At 64.6% G+C, this 15,503-nt stretch carries 16 protein-coding genes and 1 pseudogene; 8 read left to right on the forward strand and 9 right to left on the reverse strand.

Translation table 11 applies throughout. The features are described from left to right. Positions 1-27 precede the first annotated feature (27 nt). Genes uraD through OSH12_RS04985 form a run of 3 tightly spaced genes read left to right on the forward strand, consistent with a single transcriptional unit; the run spans position 28 to position 3,034 of the window. The gene (gene uraD, locus OSH12_RS04975) at positions 28-549 is read left to right on the forward strand and encodes a 2-oxo-4-hydroxy-4-carboxy-5-ureidoimidazoline decarboxylase (RefSeq protein WP_266342367.1); all 522 of its coding nucleotides are present in this window, start codon (positions 28-30) and stop codon (positions 547-549) included. After that, positions 546-1,820 (forward strand): allantoate amidohydrolase, encoded by a 1,275-nt coding sequence (locus tag OSH12_RS04980; protein ID WP_266342368.1) that lies wholly within the window; start codon positions 546-548, stop codon positions 1,818-1,820. The genes uraD and OSH12_RS04980 overlap by 4 nt, the downstream gene beginning before the upstream one ends. Then, on the forward strand, positions 1,817-3,034 hold the full coding sequence (locus tag OSH12_RS04985; RefSeq protein ID WP_266342369.1) for an ArgE/DapE family deacylase: 1,218 nt from the start codon (positions 1,817-1,819) through the stop codon (positions 3,032-3,034). The genes OSH12_RS04980 and OSH12_RS04985 overlap by 4 nt, the downstream gene beginning before the upstream one ends. Before the next feature lie 119 nt (positions 3,035-3,153). Here the strand turns inward: OSH12_RS04985 and OSH12_RS04990 are convergent. From OSH12_RS04990 to OSH12_RS05005, 4 genes and pseudogenes are all read right to left on the reverse strand, one after another. Continuing rightward, positions 3,154-3,639: pseudogene (locus tag OSH12_RS04990) on the reverse strand (isoprenylcysteine carboxyl methyltransferase family protein); the annotation flags it as partial. After that, a complete protein-coding gene (locus OSH12_RS04995) occupies positions 3,636-4,769 on the reverse strand; it encodes a type III polyketide synthase (RefSeq protein WP_266342370.1) in 1,134 nt (377 codons plus the stop codon). The pseudogene OSH12_RS04990 and the gene OSH12_RS04995, both read right to left, overlap by 4 nt. 34 nt (positions 4,770-4,803) lie before the next feature. Next, a complete protein-coding gene (locus tag OSH12_RS05000) occupies positions 4,804-5,349 on the reverse strand; it encodes a tetratricopeptide repeat protein (protein ID WP_266342371.1) in 546 nt (181 codons plus the stop codon). Between the two features lie 210 nt (positions 5,350-5,559). After that, entirely contained in the window at positions 5,560-6,252 is a 693-nt protein-coding gene (locus tag OSH12_RS05005) for a tetratricopeptide repeat protein (protein ID WP_266342372.1), read from the reverse strand. Positions 6,253-6,336: 84 nt separating this feature from the next. Between OSH12_RS05005 and OSH12_RS05010 the strand changes: the two genes are divergently transcribed. The 4 genes from OSH12_RS05010 to OSH12_RS05025 all read left to right on the forward strand — a co-directional run bounded on the left by OSH12_RS05010 (position 6,337) and on the right by OSH12_RS05025 (position 9,417). Beyond that, a complete protein-coding gene (locus OSH12_RS05010) occupies positions 6,337-6,876 on the forward strand; it encodes an RNA polymerase sigma factor (RefSeq protein WP_266342373.1) in 540 nt (179 codons plus the stop codon). Beyond that, complete coding sequence (locus OSH12_RS05015; protein WP_266342374.1) at positions 6,866-7,708, forward strand: anti-sigma factor; 843 nt, start codon at positions 6,866-6,868, stop codon at positions 7,706-7,708. Before OSH12_RS05010 ends, OSH12_RS05015 begins: the two co-directional genes overlap by 11 nt. 126 nt (positions 7,709-7,834) lie before the next feature. Further along, positions 7,835-8,254: a group III truncated hemoglobin gene (locus OSH12_RS05020; protein ID WP_266342375.1), complete on the forward strand. Its 420-nt coding sequence runs from the start codon at positions 7,835-7,837 to the stop codon at positions 8,252-8,254. 101 nt (positions 8,255-8,355) lie between these two features. Continuing rightward, positions 8,356-9,417: an alkene reductase gene (locus OSH12_RS05025; RefSeq protein WP_266342376.1), complete on the forward strand. Its 1,062-nt coding sequence runs from the start codon at positions 8,356-8,358 to the stop codon at positions 9,415-9,417. A gap of 70 nt (positions 9,418-9,487) precedes the next feature. Here the strand turns inward: OSH12_RS05025 and OSH12_RS05030 are convergent, their stop codons facing one another. Then, complete coding sequence (locus OSH12_RS05030; RefSeq protein WP_266342377.1) at positions 9,488-10,201, reverse strand: DUF1868 domain-containing protein; 714 nt, start codon at positions 10,199-10,201, stop codon at positions 9,488-9,490. Positions 10,202-10,450: 249 nt separating this feature from the next. Here OSH12_RS05030 and OSH12_RS05035 point away from each other — a divergent pair, with 249 nt between their 5' ends. After that, a complete protein-coding gene (locus OSH12_RS05035; protein ID WP_266342378.1) occupies positions 10,451-11,146 on the forward strand; it encodes a CDGSH iron-sulfur domain-containing protein in 696 nt (231 codons plus the stop codon). A gap of 310 nt (positions 11,147-11,456) precedes the next feature. Here OSH12_RS05035 and OSH12_RS05040 read toward each other — a convergent pair whose 3' ends face one another. Genes OSH12_RS05040 through OSH12_RS05055 form a run of 4 tightly spaced genes read right to left on the reverse strand, consistent with a single transcriptional unit; the run spans position 11,457 to position 15,393 of the window. Further along, a complete protein-coding gene (locus OSH12_RS05040; RefSeq protein WP_266342379.1) occupies positions 11,457-12,503 on the reverse strand; it encodes a siderophore-interacting protein in 1,047 nt (348 codons plus the stop codon). An 18-nt stretch (positions 12,504-12,521) separates the two neighbouring features. Beyond that, entirely contained in the window at positions 12,522-13,307 is a 786-nt protein-coding gene (locus OSH12_RS05045) for an ABC transporter ATP-binding protein (RefSeq protein WP_266342380.1), read from the reverse strand. Next, a complete protein-coding gene (locus tag OSH12_RS05050) occupies positions 13,304-14,377 on the reverse strand; it encodes a FecCD family ABC transporter permease (protein WP_266342381.1) in 1,074 nt (357 codons plus the stop codon). The genes OSH12_RS05045 and OSH12_RS05050 overlap by 4 nt, the downstream gene beginning before the upstream one ends. Then, positions 14,374-15,393 carry an ABC transporter substrate-binding protein gene (locus tag OSH12_RS05055; RefSeq protein ID WP_266342382.1) on the reverse strand — a complete coding sequence of 340 codons (1,020 nt, stop codon included), beginning with the start codon at positions 15,391-15,393 and terminating at the stop codon, positions 14,374-14,376. The genes OSH12_RS05050 and OSH12_RS05055 overlap by 4 nt, the downstream gene beginning before the upstream one ends. Positions 15,394-15,503: the final 110 nt, after the last annotated feature.

Raw genomic sequence — 15,503 nt, forward strand, 5'->3', positions numbered from 1 at the left:
GGAAGTATTGCCTGCAACCGGGATGAAATGTCGACCCAACCGCTGATGCTCGCCGCGGTCAACCGCATGGATGAAGACGCCTTCGTGGCGAGTTTTGGCGACATCGCCGAACACTCGCCATGGGTGGCGAAGGTGGCGGAGAGGGCGCGGCCCTATCTCGACCGGACTGCGATGGTGACCGCCTTCGTCGAGGCTGTCGGCGCAGCCGAGCGGGACGCGCAACTGGCACTGCTGCGCGAGCACCCAGACCTGGCCGGACGCGCGGCCATCGCCGGCGAGCTGGCACCTGAATCCCGCAACGAGCAGGCCGGTGCCGGGCTCGACCGCATGAGCGCCGCCGAATATGAGCGCTTCTCCCGGCTTAACACCGCCTATCGCGACCGCCACGGCATTCCCTTCATCCTCGCCGTCAAGGGCGCGACGAAGGACCAGGTGCTGGAAGCCTTCGAGGCGCGCCTCGACAACCCCGCCGATATTGAATTCGCGACCGCGCTGACGCAGGTCCAGCGGATCATCCGTTTCCGCCTCGAGGACCGTGTTTCAGCATGACCGACATCGCCATTTCCCGCGCCATCGGCAAACGTGCGCAGCAGATGATCGACGGGCTGGCCGCGATCTCCGCCAGCCCCGACAATCTGACCCGTCTCTACCTGACGCCCGAGCACAAGCGCGCCGCAGAACTCGTCGGCGACTGGATGCGCGAAGCCGGCCTTTCCGTCCGCATGGATGCGGCAGGCACCATGCGCGGATCGCTGCCTCCCGGCCGTGCCGGGCGCAGCGGCAACAAGTCCCTGCTGATCGGCTCGCATATCGACACCGTGATCGATGCCGGCCGCTATGACGGCAATTTTGGCGTCATAGCGGGGCTGCTTGCCGTCGAAACACTGAAGGCGCGCGGCGTCGCCCTGCCATTCGGCCTAGAACTCCTCGCTTTCGGCGACGAGGAGGGCGTTCGCTTCCCGATCACGCTGACTTCCTCGGCGATCGCCGCCGGCATTTTCGAGACCCCGACGCTCGACCAGACCGACCGCGATGGCATCACCATGCGCGAGGCGCTGACCCAGTTCGGCGCCAACCCGGAAGCGGTCGGAAACGAGGCCTATCCGGCGGATTCCGTGCTCGGCTATCTGGAGGTCCATATCGAGCAGGGGCCGGTGCTGGAACGCACCAACGCGCCGCTCGGCGTCGTTACCGCGATCGCCAGCCAGAGCCGCCACCGCATCCGCATCAAGGGCGAAGCGGGACATGCCGGCACCGTGCCGATGGCGATGCGGCGCGATGCGCTCGTCGCGGCCGCGGAGCTGATCGTCGGTATCGAGGCCATCGCCAAGAAGGACCGCAAGAACGCGCTCGTCGCGACCATCGGCCAGATGGACGTCTTGCCCGGCGCGTCGAACGTCATCCCGGCCGAGGTGCGGTTCTCGCTCGACGTTCGTGCAGCGACCGACGACGCCAGGCGCGACGCCGTGGCGGCGATCCTGACGCAGGCGCGCAAGGTCGAGGCCGTGCGCCAGGTTTCGTTGAGCTTCGACAACGTGCTGGAAAAGCCCTATGCGCCCTGTGGCGAACGCCTGACCGCCGCCATCGAGACGGCAACCTCGCAGGTGATGGGCAAGCCGGCGCAGAGGCTGCTTTCCGGCGCCGGCCATGACGGGCTGTCGATGGCGCATCTCACCGAATACGGCATGATCTTCGTGCGCTGCCGGGGCGGCATCAGCCATAACCCGGCCGAGTTTGTCACCGTCGACGACATGGGGCTGGCCGTCGAGGCCCTGGTCGCGACCATTCTGGAACTGGCGAGGCAGGAAGAGCTGCCATGATACGCGACGCCGTCGCCGCCAATTGGGAGCGCGAAGTCGCGTTCCTGAAGGCGCTGATCCGGATCCCGAGCGACAACCCGCCAGGAAACTGCGCTCCCCACGCGGAAGCGACGGCGGCGGCGTTGGAAGCGTTCGGCTTCACGGTCGAGCAGCATCCCGTACCCGAGCCCTATGTGCGCCAGCACGGCATGAAGAGCGTCACCAACCTGATCGTCCGCAGGACGTTCGGCAGCGGGCAGGGGCCTGTCATCGCCCTCAACGCACATGGCGACGTCGTTCCGCCCGGCGGCGGCTGGACCACCGATCCCTATGGCGCGGAAGAACGCGACGGCGCACTTTTCGGACGAGGGTCAGCGGTTTCGAAATCGGATTTCGCGACCTATGCCTTCGCGCTGCTGGCGCTGGAGCAATCGACCAAGCGGCTGGATGGCGGCGTCGAACTGCATCTGACTTATGATGAGGAGACCGGTGGCTCGGTCGGGCCGCAATGGCTGCTTGCGCATGATCTCTCGCAAGCCACCCACGCGATTTCGGCCGGCTTCACTTACGCCATCACCACGGCGCATAATGGCGCATTGCACCTCGAAGTGGTGGTGCGTGGCCGGCAGGCCCACGCGGCCATGCCGTCCTGCGGAGTCGACGCGCTGGAGGCGGCGACTCCGATCCTCGCCGCCATCTATGCCGAGCGTCGTCGCCTGCAGGGACGCGTCTCGACCGAGCGCGGCATCGGTTCGCCGCAGATCACCGTCGGGCTGATTTCCGGCGGCATCAACACCAATGTCGTCCCGGATCGTATCGCCTTCCGCATCGACCGTCGCCTGATCCCGGAAGAGCAGGGCGAAGTGGTCGAGGCCGAGTTGATCAAGCTGATCGAGGCGGCCACGCCTGAAATCCCCGGTATCGAGGTGGAATGCCGGCGTATCATGCTGGCCGAGCCGCTGCGGCCGCTACCGGGCGTCGAGCGCCTTGTCGCCGCCGTGCAACGGCCGGCGAAGGCCGTGTTGGGGCTGTCGATCGAAGCTACCGGCGTGCCGCTCTATACCGACGCGCGGCACTACTCGGCCGCCGGTATTCCGACAATCCTCTATGGCGCGGGGCCACGTTCGATCCTGGAAGCCAACGCCCATTCGGCCGATGAACACATTCAGCTGTCGGACCTGCGAGCGGCCACCGAGATCGTAGCACTGGCGCTGGAAGACTTGTTGTCTGCCTGAGCCAGCTCCGGGTGAGTCCGTAGACCCTCACCCGCCGGCCCTTGGCCGTCGACCTCTCCCTCAGGGAGAGGTGAAGACGGGTGCTGGTAAGTAGCCGCCCCGGATGACCTGCGAGCCGCCAGAGCCCGGTTCTCGATCCGGATCCGGACGGCGAGCAGGATGAGGTTCAGAACGCCGAAAACCAGCGCAGGAATCGGCAAATCGAGGATCAGTGCCAGAAGCGGCACTTCCAGAGCGACGACGACATAGTTGGGGTGACGCAGGAAGCGGTACGGCCCGACCCGTTTCAGCGGCGCGTCGTCAAGCGTGATAATGCGCGTCGTCCAATAGGGACCGAGACTCGCCAGAACCCATATCCGCAGAACCTGCAGCAGTGCGAAAACAGCGATCAGGCCCCAGTTCACCGGCGGGTCTGGTGCCGTGAGCAAAGCCAGCGTCGCAAGCCAGCTGGCATGCAGGGCGACGATCAGCGGATAGTGTTCGCGCCCAACCTCGCGACCGCCTCGCGCCAGAAGCGCGCGCGTATTGCGGTTGGCGCGCGCCAGCTCGACCAGCCGCTGGATTGCCACCGCGATGAGCAGCCAATAGGCCCAGCCGATTGTCATCGGTCCGATGCTCCAGCGCCGACCGAAACCATCTGGAACGCAGCCGTAAAGCCCGGCCCCAGCGACGACATCAGTAGTTCGCCTTGGCTGCCGGATCTCAATAGATCCTCCAGCACGAACAACACGGTCGGCGCCGACATGTTGCCGTAGGCGGCCAGCACCCGCCGTTCGGCGTCGAGGGCGAATTTCGGGTAGCCGAAGACGATCTCCAGCTCGTCCATGACCTTGGCGCCGCCTGGATGGCAGCAGGGGCGGTCGACGTCGGATCGACTCAGACCGTGCCTCGCCAGAAAGCCGTCGAGGGCGGCCGGATATTGATCGGCGATGATCTGCGGAATGCTCTGCTGGAAGATGACATCAAAACCGTTGGCGTCGATGTTCCAGCCCATGACATCGAGCGTGTCGTGCCAGCAATGCTCGCCACCGACGCCAAGCGTGGCGAGACGCGGCGTCGCAATGCCGGCATCGCTGGTGACGACGGCCGCCGCCGCGCCATCGCCGAACAGCGCACTGGCGACGAGGTTGCTCTTGGTCAGCCGGTCATAGCGGAAGGCGAGGCTGCTGAGCTCGACGACAATCATCAGGCAGCGCAGCCCCGCCTGCGAGCGCGCCATCTGGGCCGTGCGGGTCAGGCCGAGCACGCCACCGGCGCAGCCGAGCCCGAAGATCGGCAGCCGCATCACATCCGAGCGGAAAGGAAGCAAATTCATCAGCCGCGCCTCGATGCTGGGCGTCGAGATGCCGGTCGAGGAGACGAAGACAAGAACGTCGATATCTTGCGGCCGGAGCTGCGCCGATTGCAGCGCGAGATTGGCCGCCTCGAAGGCGAGGGCGGTCGCGTGCTCCTGATAGAGCCGCGTCTTCTCTTCAAAATCGGCCGGCCCCAGAAACCACTCGACAGGCCGGCAGCTGTAGCGCGCGTCGATGGCGGCGTTGTCGAACACCTGCTCGAGCTGGTCGAAGAAGGGCATGCGCGAGGCGAACACCTCGCGCGCCCGCTCCTTGGCGACCGTTTGCGGAATACGAAACGGCGGCACGACCGTCACCAGCGACCGCAACGCCGCCGTGACCGCTGCAACGCGGGGCGGATGGGCCACAGCGACGGTATCGGGAAACTGGATCAGGTTCATGCCGTGCCTCTCCTTGAGGAGCCTGTTTCCAGTTTCAGTCGACGGGATTGCCGGAAATGGCGGCTGCGAGATCTTCGTATTGCTCGCATTCCTTGTTGCCACAAAGCTTCTCGACGATCCCCAGCTCGGCCTTCGCCAGTTCCATGCGCCCGGCGCTGGCATAGCCTTCGCCGAGATATTCATGGGTGTTGATGTTGTTGGGATCGATCGCCAGCGCCTGCTTGTAGAAGCCGATGCCAGTGTCGGTATCGCCCTTCTTGCGGTGGCTGTAGCCGATATAGGTCAGCACCATCGCGTCCTGCTTGTTACGCACGGCGGCGAGGACAGTCAGGGCGTCGTCATAGTGACCGGCCAATGCCAGCGCACGGCCCTGTTCCAGCAGATCCTTGTCGGGAACATTGCTCGACTGGGCGCGGACGCAGCGCTGGGTCTTCTTGTCCCAGACCAGCCCCTGCCGACATTGTGGTGGCGCACTGCCACCGCTTCCGGAGGAACCGCTACCGCCGCTCGCCGCGACGGCCGGCATAATGCCGGCAAGGCCGATCAAGGCCGCGCAGGTTATTGCGGCCAGGCTGTTCATTTTCCGATGGGAGATCTGTCGTGTCATCGCCGTTACCCTTCCTGATTGATCCGGAGAGGAAACGCCTATAGCTGGCGCTCTATTCGATCGGTGCCGGGCCGGCCACGATCACGAAGCGGTGATGACGAGTGGTGGGCTGTTCGGAAGACGGTTGGCCGGCGACGCCTGCTGCAACATCGCCGGCCCTGGCGCGTCTTCAACGACAGCCGTCTATTCGACCGGCTTGCCGGAGACTGCGGCTGCGAGATCTTCATATTGCTCGCATTCCGTATTGCCGCAGAGCTGCTGGACGATCGTCAGCTCAGCCTTGGCCAGTTCCATGCGACCGGCGCTGGCATAACCTTCGCCCAGATATTCATGCGTATTGAGATTGTTCGGGTCGAGCGCCAGCGCCTGCTTGTAGAAGTCGATGCCGACGTCGGTGTCGCCCTTCTTGCGATGGCTGTAGCCGATATAGGTCAGGACCATGGAATCCTGCTTGTTCTGCACGGCATCGAGCACATCCAGTGCGTTGTCGTAGTAGCCGGCGAGCGCCAGCTGGCGGCCCTGCTGGAACAATTCCTTGTCATTGAGCTCGCTGTGCCGCGCCTTGACGCATTGATGCGACTTCATGCTGTAGACAAGGCCGCGCTTGCAGACCTGATCCGCCGGCATGAAGTGGCTGTTGCCTCCGGTGCTATGGCTGCTGCTGCTGCTCCCGCCGCTGCTACTGCCGCCACCGCCCATACCACCGCCGCTGCTTCCACCGCTGCTTCCGCCGCCGCCGCCACTGCTGCCGCCTCCACCGCCACCGCCTCCGCCACCACCGCCGCTATGGCTGAGGGCGGCGCCGGTAGACGCAAGCAGGCCAACAATGGCCAGGGTGATCACGGATCGACTCGTCTTTTCGAACATGGTTGTCATCGGACCCTCCGACTGGTTTGCTCTCGCGACTGAGACGAGAGTCGCGGCAAGAACAGCAGGGCCGGGAGCCCTATTCGCTCGCCCATGTCTAGATCGGATCACGATGCGGTGAAGGCAGGACTGGCGCTTCATCTGGAAGCGCTCTGGCGCTATGGCCTCGTCCTGTCCCGCAACCGCGACACGGCGGAAGACCTGGTCCAGGCAACCTGTTTGCGCGCGCTGGAACGATCGCACCAGTTCCTGCCCGGCACGCGGCTGGACCGCTGGCTGTTCGCCATCGAGCGCTCCATCTGGATCAACGAGCTGCGCGCCCGACGCGTCCGGCAAGGCGCCGGCGTCGTCGACGCCGAGATTGCGCTCGTTGTCGATGGCGGGCACGAGATTGAAACGAATATTCTGGCGTCGCAGGTGTTAAGGGAGATTGGAAAGCTGGCGGAGGCGCAGAGGGAAACCGTGCTGCTCGTCTATGCGGAAGGTTTCTCCTACCGCGAGGCGGCCGATTTTCTCGGCGTCCCCATCGGCACGATCATGAGCCGGCTTGCGGCGGTTCGCGAGAAGCTGGGCGGTATGTCGGAAACGCCGCAAGGGCGCGTAGACAGGAAGCAAGGCGGCGATGACGGATAATAGTCATCCAGACGATGCACGGCTGATTGCTCACCTCGAAGGCCGGCTTCCGGTCGAGGAGCGGGAGGCGCTGATCGCACGCCTGTCTACCGATGATAGCTTGCGTATGCGTCTCGACCGCATCGAGCGGGGCGGGCCGATCATCGCCCCGGCCTTCGAAGCGCTCAAGGCCGACGCACCGCGCGCCCGGCTCGAGTCGCTGCTATCGGCAGCCATCGCCACCGACGAAACGCGCCGCGTGCTGGAGCGGCCGCGGACCCGCACGCTGCGGATGCCTCGATGGCAGCCCGGCCTCGTCGCCGCGGCGACAGCGCTGTTCCTGCTCGGCGGCGTCGTGGGCGCTGCGCTGAGTGGCTGGATCGGCAGCGACAATAGCGAGATGGCCGATAGCCAGGATTCCGAAATGCTGGTGCGTGCGCCGGAGGGTTGGCGTCAGGCTGTGGCCGAATACTGGTCGCTGACCACGGCGGATACGCTGGCGCTGGTGCCGACGCCCGAACGCGCGGCGGCCGAACTGCGCGCTGCATCCGCCAAACTCGGCGTTGATCTGGCCGGCGCGCCGGAGGCTTTCCCAAACCTGTCGTTCCGGGGCGCGCAGCTGTTCGATTTTCAGGGGCGTCCCCTGGTGCAGATCGCTTATCTCGATCCAGTGCACGGGCCAATCGCCTATTGCGTCATTGCCAAGCCGGACAAGGCCGACTTGCCATTGACGACGGAAGAAATGGACGGGTTCACCATCGTGCATTGGGCGTCCAACGGACAGGCACGGCTCCTGATCGGTCGCGCGCCTGCCGAGCACCTTCAGGCGTTGGCTCGAAAAGTCGCCAGCTAGAAGGCGAGGGCAGGGCCGATCCGAGCCCGACCCGACGCTTGATTCCTTGCGGCGGCGTGTCACGCGGGCTTGTTCTGCGGTCCTCCCGTACCTAGCTGTGGCGCGAGCGAAGCGGAAGGGAAAATCATGGAAACGAGCGGATTGATCCAACCGGCGACGGGCGTGGATGAAGCCTCGATCCGCCGGTTGGTTCACACCTTCTACGATCGCGTCTGCCTCGATCCGCTGATCGGCCCCATCTTCGACGCGCAGATCGACGACTGGGACGAGCATCTCGATAAGCTTTGCGCCTTCTGGTCCAACGTCGTCCTGCGTACCGGCCGCTATCAGGGCAGGCCGATGCAGAAGCATTTGCGCCTGCCGATCGAGCCCGCGCATTTCGACCGCTGGCTCGCTCTTTTCCGCACCACAGTCCATGAGACCATGCCGCCCGAGGCGGCGGCGATTTTCATCGACCGCGCCAACCGAATCGCCGACAGCTTCGAGCTCGGCATCGGAAGTGTCCGGGGAGAGATCCGCTCGCCACGCCACGCTGTCCGATCCTAAAGGGAGGTTTCCCCTACGGAATATTGCGAGCTTAAAAAGCCGCTCTATATTTGTAGGGACGGCTGACCGATCGAGCCGCGCCAAAAGGGGCTTTCCAATAAATGTCAGTGCTTTTCGAACCGCTTCAGGCGGGCGTTCTCCGGTTGCCCAACCGCATCATCATGGCGCCCTTGACGCGCAGCCGGGCAGGGACCGAGCGCGTGCCAAACGCGCTGATGGCCGAATATTACGCGCAGCGCGCTAATGCGGGCCTCATCATCAGCGAGGCGACCAGCGTTTCCGCGCAGGGTGTAGGCTATTACGGCACGCCGGGCATCTGGTCCGATGAACAGGTTGAAGGCTGGAAGCTCGTCACCAAGGCCGTGCATGACGCCGGCGGGCGGATGGTTTCGCAGCTCTGGCATGTCGGCCGCGTCTCCGATCCCGAATTTCACGGCGGTGAATTGCCCGTCGCCCCGAGCGCGATCGCGCCGGCCGGCAATGTCAGCCTGCTTCGACCGGTCCGGCCCTATGCGGTTCCGCGGGCACTGGAGACGGATGAAATCCCCGGCATCATCGAAGATTTTCGACGTGGCGCCGAGAACGCCAAGCGAGCCGGCTTCGACGGCGTCGATGTGCATGGCGCCAATGGCTATCTGCTCGACCAGTTCCTGCAGGACAAGAGCAACCACCGCACCGACCGCTATGGCGGCTCGATCGAGAACCGGGCGCGCCTGATGCTGGAGATCGTCGACGTGGCGATTTCGGTCTGGGGCCCGGACCGCGTGGCAGCGCATATCCGGCCGCGCGGCGACGACCACGATCTGGGCGACAGCAACCCGCGCGCCCTGTTCACCTACCTCGCGGCGGAGCTGAAAAAGCGCGGCATTGCCTTCCTTTTCGTGATCGAGCGCGAAGGTCCGGACAGCCTGCTTGGCGAGATCAAGCAGGCCTTCGGCGGCGTTGTTATCGCCAACCAGGGCATGAGCAAAGCCGACGCCGAGCGATTGATCCGCGAGGGCAAGGCCGACGCGGTGGCTTTCGGGCGCAACTACATCGCATCGCCGGACCTGGCGGATCGCTTCGCCAGCGATGCGCCGCTGAACCAGCCCGATCCGTCGACCTTCTATACGGCAGGCCCTAAGGGCTACACCGATTATCCGACGCTCGAAACCGTCGACTGATACGGCAAGTTCGCATCGAAATGCATGGGCGCGGCGAGGGTAGGGCAGGTTCCTCCCTCACCGCCACCGGCTACCCCAGAACCAGCAATTCCTCGAAATGGTTCATGTCGTCGAAGCTGCAAAAGGCCGGCGGGCGTAGCTCCAGGATCGGCGCTTCGCGGGCGATCAGGGCGCGGCATTCGTCGAACAGCGCCTCCCAGGCCGGCAGACGATCCTCGGCAATCCAGTCGATCATGTAGGCCAGCGTGACGTGGAAGCTGTAGTCGTCATGGTCGGGATGGCGATAGCCGAAGCTTTCGGCGAGCGCGTTGCGCCATGCCTTCATGATGCTGCGATCGGCTTCAGTTGCGCCGGCGACCGTCAGGCCGGTTGGAACGACGTCCATGACTTTGACTCGAAACGGCCCGGCGTCGCGAAAATCTTGCAGCCGGTCGAGATAGTGGCGCGTCATCGCGTCGATCCCGCTATCGAGCGCCATCGATTCCGGCCAGTAAGGCAGGGTGCGCCGACCTTCGAGAATGCCTTGGAAGAGCGTCATGTGCAGGCTGGAGACCGGCGTGAAGGCGAGCTGGCCGGCATCCGGCATCGCCATCATGCGGCGGCGAACCTCGACAATCGCGGCCTGCGATTTCGAGCCTTCGGCGAGGTGGCAAACCACTGTATTGCCTGGCTCCGGCAGGAATACGCCGCTGCGGTCGTAGCGGCGCCCAAGATGCCTGGGCGGCATGGTTTGCGCGCTGGCGGCATAGCGGGCGAGGGAGGCGGCGGCGAGCGTCGTTGTCATGCGAAGACCATTCGTTGGCGTCGGGCGTCGCCGCTTGGACCGGGCGCGACGACCGGCATCTAGCGCTCGACCATGAAGCACGCGTGACGGTGTCCGTCGAGACGCGATCGGCGCGGCGCGGGCAGGGCGCACAGACGCCCTCCCCACATTGACTCCGCCTGCCCCGGCGCCAGTTCAAGGCAAGTGTCGGCGTGGTCCTTGTCGTGCAACGACGGCGCAAAACGGGCTCTTCCAAAAAGGAATCTCGCGGTGGTCAAATCATCGGTGCCCAGCATGCGGATCACGGTCACGAAAGATGGCCCTTATCTGGTGCGCGGGCAGGTGCCGCTGAGCCGACAGGCGATCGGTGCCGATGCGGCGGGCGACTCGGTCGAATGGGTGCTGCTGGAGAGCATCGCCGCCGGCGCGGCCTATCGGCTATGCCGGTGCGGCCAGTCGGCGACCAAGCCGTTCTGCGACGATAGCCACATCCGGATTGGCTTTGTCGGGAACGAGACAGCAAGCCGGAAGCCCTATGCGGCACTGGCGCAGGAGATCGACGGCCCGGCCATGGCCCTGACCGATGCCGAATCCCTCTGCGCCTTCGCCCGCTTCTGCGATCGTGACGGCAAGGTCTGGAACAATGTCTCGCACGCAAGCTCCGAACCCGCTCGCGAGGCCTTTGTGCATCAGGTCGGCCAATGTCCGTCCGGTCGTCTCGTGGCGTGGGATTTCGAGACACGGGCGCCGGTCGAGCCAAGCCTGCCGGCATCGATCGTCCTCGTCGAGGATCCGTCGCAGGGTGTGAGCGGCCCGATCTGGGTGCGTGGCGGCATCGTCATCGAGGCGGCCGACGGCACGCCATACGAAATCCGCAACCGGGTGACGCTCTGCCGCTGCGGCCAGTCGAACAACAAGCCGTTCTGTGACGGCACCCATGCGGCGGTCGGATTCAAGGATAGCTGAAGGCGTTCGCATCCGATGGCCGGCGAACGCAATGCCGGATTGGCCGACAGCAGTGCTTCAGGCGGTCTGGGGGGAGGAAGCGGTGGACACAAGGCCTATCCTGCTTCGGACATCCTCAATTCGCATAAGATATATTATGGAACTATTCTGTTTGTGCGGATTGAGGTGACCTGGAGCCTTTGAGCCATGAGCTGTTCGCCCTGTCCGTCTGGCCTGCTCGTCCCAAACGTCGGGATCCGGCAAAACTGCTAATGCCAATGTTGGCCGGATGCGTTCGGTTTGTCTCCAGCCAGATCGACAGACTGCAGCGTCATTCGTCCGCCGTTCCACGCCGCCAGTATGCAACTGCCAGCTGCTCGCTCTTGCCGAGCTTGCAGGTGTCGCGCCAATGGGTTCGGATCTTCTGGATGGCGTCGAATTCGGTTCCGGCCCAGCAAAAGACATTTCGGTCCGACGGTATGGCGATACGCTGAACTTCGTCGACGATCGGGTTCTGCGACCCATTGCGCGAGATCCACTGAACCTGGATCCCTTCAGGCGCCGCGAGCGGCACGGCGTCGTCACCGGGTTCGATCTCCAGCAGCACGTGGCCTTTGGCCGACGGCGGCATATTCTCCAGAGCCCGGGCGATGGCCGGCAGAGCCGTTTCATCGCCGACAAGGAGATACCAGTCCGCTGGACGGATGCCCCGTCCGCCCGGCCCGGCCATGCCGACAAGCGCTCCCGGCTCGGCGCTTTTCGCCCAGTCGCTGCCCGGACCGGGAATGGCGTGAAGCACAAAGTCGATGTCGACTTCGCTGGTATCCAGGTCGATGCTGCGGATGGTGTATTTCCGGACATCGGGCTTACGCGCCGGATCTTCGGCGATCCCCAGGCCATCAGCGCCGCGAACGGGCCAGCCCGGCTCGGCCGGATCCTTTGGGAAGTAGAGCCGGACGTGGAAGTTCTCGTCGGTCGAAAACCGGGTAAGATCCTGTCCTTTCAACGTGATACGCCGCATATGTGGTGTCAGGTCGACGACGCGAACAACGCGCATTTCGCGAAAATCGGCGAAGGCCTGACGGTCGGAGAATCCTGTCCATTGGATCGCAGGCCGCTCCGGATGCGCGAATTCGAGCACGTGCGACGCGAGAAAGCTGGTGACGTCTTCCAGGCCGGACTGGCTCGGCGCCCGTGCCTCCAGGGACAATTCGCTCGGAGCGGACTGAAAGATCACCTCGCCGCCATACGGCAATGTCGCCACCCGGTGATCTTGCTGGCCGACAACGGCAATGTCATGCTCGGCGAGATGCGCCTGCAGCGCGTCCAGAACCTTTGCGGGATTTTTGAGGCGGATGGTGGCTTGCGAAGACAGCAAGGCAGAATCTCCTGAGCGTCAGACGGTAGAACGTGGTGGGACGGCGCTTTCGGGCAATACGACGACCTGGTCGCCGATCCGCTCGACACGCGCATGGACGCCATAGACATCGGCCAGCATCGCGGGCGTGAGAACGTCCTGCGGAGAGCCGGTGGCGTAGAGTCGACCGCGATCGAGAACGATCACCTGATCGGCCCAGCGAGCCGCCAGCGACAGATCGTGCAGCACCATGATCACAGCGGCGCCCTCCTCTGCCAGAGCCCTCACCTGCTGCATGACCTGCAACTGGCGCGCGAGGTCGAGCGCACTTGTCGGCTCGTCGAGGAAAAGCAGTCGCGGTGACCGTGCGATGGCTTGTGCCAGGCTGACGAGCTGCCGCTCGCCACCGGAAAGCTGGTCCAGCGACGACAGGGAAAGCTGCACGATGTTCAGGCGTTGCAGAACAGCGACGGCCTGCCGTTCGAGACCGCCCTTGGAGACGGCTCCCTGCATCGCCACGATGACGCTTTCGATCACCGTCAGTTCCGTGCCCTGCGGCAAAGCCTGTGGCATGAACCCGATCAGGCCCGCCCGCTCGCGCGGCTTCAGCAAGCGCAGGTTCGTTGACCCGAATAGTAGCGCACCTGTCGATGGAACAATCTGCGCCAAAGCTTTGAGAATAGTCGATTTTCCAGCGCCGTTCGGACCGACCAACGCGGTAACGGTGCCGGCTCGGATGGTCGCTAGGCTCAGCCCATCGATCGCCTTGCGGCGGCCATAGCTCACGGAAAGTGCTGTTACCACCAGTTGTTCGTGCACTGTCATGCCGGCCGCCGATGGCGTCGCACGACGAGCCAGACGAAGCCCGGCAAGCCCACGAGCGCCGTGACGATGCCGATCGGGATGACGATGCCGGGGACGATCAGCTTGGAGGCAATCGAGGCGGCGGAAACGGTAAGCGCACCGACGAGCAGGCTGGCCGGAAGAAAATAGCGATGGTCCTCGCCGACCAGCATCCGCGCGATATGCGGGGCGATGAGGCCGACGAAGCCGACGACGCCGACAAAGGCCACGCTGGTTGCTGCCAGCAGGCTGACCCGAATGAGCGCCATGAGCCGAAGACGATCCGTGTCGAAGCCGAGGCTGATCGCCCTCTCCTCGCCCAGTCTTAACGCGGTCAGCGGCCAGGCCGCCCGTAGCGAGAACGGCACCACAAGCACGAGTACACCGGCGAGGATTGAGAGCACGGTCCAATCGGCGCGCGCGAGGCTGCCCATGCTCCAGAAGACGATCTGCTGCAGCGCTTCGGCCGAGGCGATGAACTGCACCAACGACAGCACGGCGCTGGCGGCAAAGCCGAGCGCGATGCCGAACAGGATCAGCGTTTCCGCGCCGGCATTGGTGAGGCGCGTCAGTGCCTGCACCAGAAAGAGCGCCGCCAGGGCGAAGAGAAAGGCGTTGCCGGCAACCAGCCAGGGGCCGCCCAGCGAGGTCACGCCAATGCCAAGGACGATGGCCAGCGCGGCCCCAAGGGCGGCGGCATAGGAGATGCCAAGCGTGAAGGGCTCGGCGAGCGGGTTTGCAAGCACCGTCTGCATCTCGGCGCCGGCGAGCGACAACGATGCACCGACGAGCACAGCCATGACCGCCACCGGCAGCCGGACTTGCCACAGGATGACGCCCTGAGCGCGCGACAGTTCCGTAAAGCCCAGGAGGCTAGATGCGGCATCGCGGATCGAAATGGACGCGGGGCCGGTCCCGAGATCGAGAAGGAAGGCCGCGATCACGCCGAAGCCGAGGATGGCGAGCAGGATACGGCGGCGGCGCTTGAGGCCGGCATAAGCCGCAAGTGCCTCATCGGCCAGCCGCTCATGCTGGGAAACGACGGTGCTCACGGATCGACCCAGTAGGTTCCAAGCATCGGAACGGCCAGATAGTCGCGATTGATCGCGTCGATCGTCGCCTGCGGATCGATATCGGTGAAGAGCTCCGGATGCAGGATTTTCGCGAGCTTCTCGATCAGGACAATGTTCACCGGGCTGTCGTTGAACATATGCCAGACGGCAAAGGCGCGCCCTTCCCTCACAGCCGTCAGATCGGCGATGCCCGGTGTCGCGAGCAGCCTTGCAAAGGTGGTTTTCGCCGTTTGATCATCGATGCCGGTTCCGAGAACGAGGCCGCCACGAGCCGCCAGATGGGCGCCGCCCGTGGCGATGTAGATCTGGGGATCGTCCACCAGCAATTGCTCGAGGCTGACATCGCCGTAGAGACCGGGAACATGGGCCAGCGCCAGGTTTCGGCCGCCTGCGATCTCGATCATCTCGTTGAAGACGCCGCGACCGGGCGTCGAGCAACAGGGCATTCCGCCAGCATGAACATGCATGAAGACGCCGGGACGATTGATGGCCTGCTTGGCGAGCCGGTCCTGAATGGTCGAAAGCTTGCCTTCGTAGAAGGCGATGAAATCCTCTGCCTTCGGCTCTACGCCAAGCGCTTTCCCGAGCAGGCGCAGGCTGGGCAAGGCGTTGTCGAGTGGCTGCGAGAAGAAATCGACGACGAGGACAGGAATGCCCAATTGTCCAAGCAACTCGATCGAGCGGGCCATGGCAGGCGCTTCGGCGTCATAGAGGCTGAGAACCACGAGATCCGGCTTCAGCGTGGACACGGTTTCCACCGACAGCGTTTCCCCTGCCCCTCCGCCGACGACCGGGATGTCCGAGATGGCCGGGAATGCTTTTTGCCACGCCGCGTAGCTTGCCGTGTCGCGTTTGAAATCGTCGCGCCAGCCGACAATCCGCGATACCGGGTCCGGATGGATCAGGGCCAGAACGCTGATGCTGCGCCCGGTGCCGAGCACGATCCGCTCAGCCGGCTTCTCCAGCGTAACCGTCCGGCCAAGAATGTCCGTCATGATGATCGGCGACGCATAGGCAACGGCCGGCGCGAAGAGCAGAAGCACCCACGTGAAGAACGCGACCGCCGCTTCGAAACGCGGTCGAGCCGCCGGTTTCCCGGCGGCTC

Origin of the sequence: Kaistia terrae, from assembly GCF_026344005.1 — a bacterium.
Taxonomy (GTDB): Bacteria; Pseudomonadota; Alphaproteobacteria; order Rhizobiales; family Kaistiaceae; genus Kaistia; species Kaistia terrae.